The 3,324-nt window shown below is 59.8% G+C and carries 3 pseudogenes; 2 read left to right on the forward strand and 1 reads right to left on the reverse strand.

Annotation, left to right across the window (positions count from 1 at the left end):
- Positions 1 to 77 precede the first annotated feature (77 nt).
- A pseudogene (locus LXM94_RS25690) lies at positions 78 to 2,411 on the forward strand (Tn3 family transposase); the annotation flags it as partial.
- Between the two features lie 59 nt (positions 2,412 to 2,470).
- Here the strand turns inward: LXM94_RS25690 and LXM94_RS25695 are convergent.
- A pseudogene (locus LXM94_RS25695) lies at positions 2,471 to 2,665 on the reverse strand (IS21 family transposase); the annotation flags it as partial.
- Between the two features lie 131 nt (positions 2,666 to 2,796).
- Between LXM94_RS25695 and LXM94_RS25700 the strand changes: the two are divergent.
- A pseudogene (locus LXM94_RS25700) lies at positions 2,797 to 3,324 on the forward strand (IS66 family transposase); the annotation flags it as partial.

Below are 3,324 nucleotides of genomic sequence, written 5' to 3' on the forward strand. Positions count from 1 at the left end.
ACATTCAGAGAACTCGTATGCCCGAAATACCCTGCTCAGCATCAGCCGCGCCAGATGGGGTCTCCTTGCCGCTTACGCCGGAAGCACCGGGCGCGTCGAACCTGGTCGGGCTGACCGAACGGATTGCCTTCCTGCGCACGCTGGAAATCGATCCGAAACTGCAGATGCGCATATCATCCGGACGGTGGGACCAGATGATCCGCGAGGGGAACGCCACGCCGGCCTGGCTGGCCAGCGATTTCAACTCTAGCCGCCGACACGCTCTGATCGTGGCGCAGGTCATCAAGCTCGGCCAAAAACTCACAGACGATGCCGTGACGATGTTCATCAAGCTGATGGGTCGGCTGTTCTCTCAGGCCAACAACCGCAAGAAGCAGCGCCACATGGATTGCAGGCCGGACACCGCCAAGGCGCTGCGCATGTTCCTCGACACGATCACAGCCCTGCAGTCCGCCAACGACTATGGAAGGAATGCTTTGGAGGTTCTCGACCAGAAAGTCGGCTGGCATCGGCTGCTCCGCATGAAGCCTGAACTCGAGTCGATGGTCGAGGGCGACGAGGCGTCACCCTTGGTGTTGGCGGCTGAGCAATATGCAACCGTCAACAAGTATGTCGGTGCTTTTCTGCAGGCGTTCACGTTCCAGTCGGCGCGGCGACACGATCCGCTTCTTGCGGCAATTTCGCTGCTGAAACGGCTCCATGCCGAGAAGCGGCGGGCCCTTCCGGATCGCGTCCCGGTCACCCACCTCAGCCAAGCTGATCGGAGGCTCATCTTCGGCGAGGGAAGATCTGATCGCCGACTTTACGAGATCGCCACCCTCGCGGCCTTGCGAGACCGGCTTCGATCTGCAGACATTTGGGTCGATGGCAGCCGATCCTTCCGGCCGATCGACGAGCATCTAATGCCGCGGTCAACATTCACCACCATGAAGGATGAGGATCGCCTTGGACTGGGCGTCCATGGTGATGGCGTGGCTTGGCTTGCCGAAGCGCGTCAGATGCTCGACTTCAACCTGAAGCGCCTTGCGCACAGGGCACGGACAGGGAAGCTCGACGGTATTCGTCTTGAAGCTGGTACCTTGATCGTCACGCCGACCGCCGGCGAGGTTCCGGCGGCTGCCGAAGAACTGAATGCCGAGATCAGCGATATGTATCCGATGGTTGAGGTGCCGGACCTCTTGAGGGAAGTGCACGATTGGACTGGCTTCGCCGATCACTTCACGCATGTCCGCACGGGTGATTCTCCGAGGGACGTCTCGGCCATGCTGGCCGGCGTGCTGGCGGATGCAACCAATCTCGGCCCGAAGCGAATGGCCAGCGCATCCAAAGGAATCAGCGCGCATCAGATCGGCTGGATGCGCACATTCCACGCCCGGTCGGAGACCTATCGCGCGGCGCAAGCATGTATCACCGATGCCCATACTCGTCACCCGCATGCCCGAGTTTGGGGCAATGGGACGACGTCATCATCTGACGGCCAATTCTTCCGCGCGAGCGACCGAGCCGCCAAGCGCGGCGACGTCAATCTGCACTACGGCAGCGAGCCGGGTTCGAAATTCTACAGCCATCTGTCAGATCAGTACGGCTACTTCAGCATCCTGCCGATCAGCCCGACCGAAAGCGAGGCAGCCTATGTGCTCGATGGGCTGTTCGATCAGGACACGATCCTCGATATCCAGGAACACTTTACCGACACCGGCGGTGCGAGCGATCACGTCTTCGGGCTGTTCGCCTTGATCGGTAAGCGCTTCGCGCCGCGATTGCGCAACCTCAAGGATCGGAAGTTCCACACCTTCGAGAAAGGCGATATATACCCGGCGCTGTCGAATCACATTGGCGCTCCGATCAACGCTACCTTGATTCTCGACCATTGGGACGATCTGCTCCATCTGGCAGCGTCGATCACGACGCGTGCCGTGGTGCCATCCACGATCCTCAAGAAGCTGTCAGCATCCCCGAAGGAAAGCCAGCTCGCAAAGGCGCTACGGGAACTTGGCCGGATCGAGCGATCGCTGTTCATGATCGAATGGTATTCGAGCCCAGCGCTGCGCCGCCGCTGCCAGGCCGGCCTCAACAAGGGTGAGGCGGCGCATAAGCTGAAGCGCGCCGTCTTCTTCCACGAGCGCGGAGAGATCCGGGACCGATCGTTCGAAAGCCAGGCCTTCCGCGCCTCCGGCCTCAACCTCGTCATCAGCGCGATCGTACACTGGAACACGGTCTATATCGAACGGGCCGTCACCCACTCACGCAACGTGGGTCGCGAGATCCCTGATCATCTGCTCAGGCACATCTCGCCGCTGAGCTGGGAGCACATCAATCTTACAGGCATCTACACTTGGGATAGCGAACAGCATCTGCCGGAAGGTTTCCGGTCGCTGAGGCTCCCGGCTTGGCTACGGCGAGCCGCGTGAGTTCTCACTTTGTTCGACCTTAGCGTACGATTTCGCACTGCTCTTGTTCTGACCCCCTTCAACCAGCCCGCCAGCTTCTCCGCAAAAGGATCAAGCTTGCTCGGTCGTTCCGGCACAGTGAACGTCGGCTCGATCGTACCAGCGTTCAAATACTTTGCGATCGTGTGGCGTGACAGCCCGGTGCGCCGGCTGATCTCGCGGATCGACTGCTTCTCGCGCAGTGCCATCCGCCGAATGATATTTAAAAGTCCCATGTGGATCACTCCGTTACCCCCGTCGCATACCGCGTTGGGGAAAGGTTCACATGGCTCAATTCTCAATGAAAATTATCCGCCTAACCGGCTCAGTTCTGCGTGGAAATCAACACCTCAAGACCAGGAAGAATGGTGGCGGCCCGCCGGAGCAAGCTCTCAGATTCTTTGAGCAGCTCTACCGCATCGAAAGGCAGGCGCGAGATGAAAAGCCCGACGTCGGCGAAACGCAGGCCGACTGCATTCGCCGCTTCCGGCAACAGCACAGCTTGCCTGTCCTGAACGCCCTAAAGGCGTGGCTCGACGCCATCGCGCCTAAGGTCGTGCCGGATACAAAGCTCGGCGACGCCGTGTCCTACACTTTGAATCAATGGGATTACCTGACGCGCTACACCCGCGACGGTAGGATGCCGATCGATAACAACATTCTGGAACGCGAAATCAGAGTTTTTGCCACCGGAAGAAGATCGTGGCTGTTCAGCGACACCGCCGACGGAGCCAAGGCCAGCGCAGTGATCTACAGTCTGATCCTGACTTGCCGCGCCTGTGGCGTCGACCCACTCACCTGGCTACGCTACGTGCTCACTGAACCGCGCCGGGTTTGCCGGAGACCGTTTGGTTTAAGTTATGCGGCCATGGCTGGTACGTCCAGCATGGCGTAG

Source organism: Rhizobium alarense (assembly GCF_021555155.1).
Lineage (GTDB): Bacteria > Pseudomonadota > Alphaproteobacteria > Rhizobiales > Rhizobiaceae > Rhizobium_D > Rhizobium_D alarense.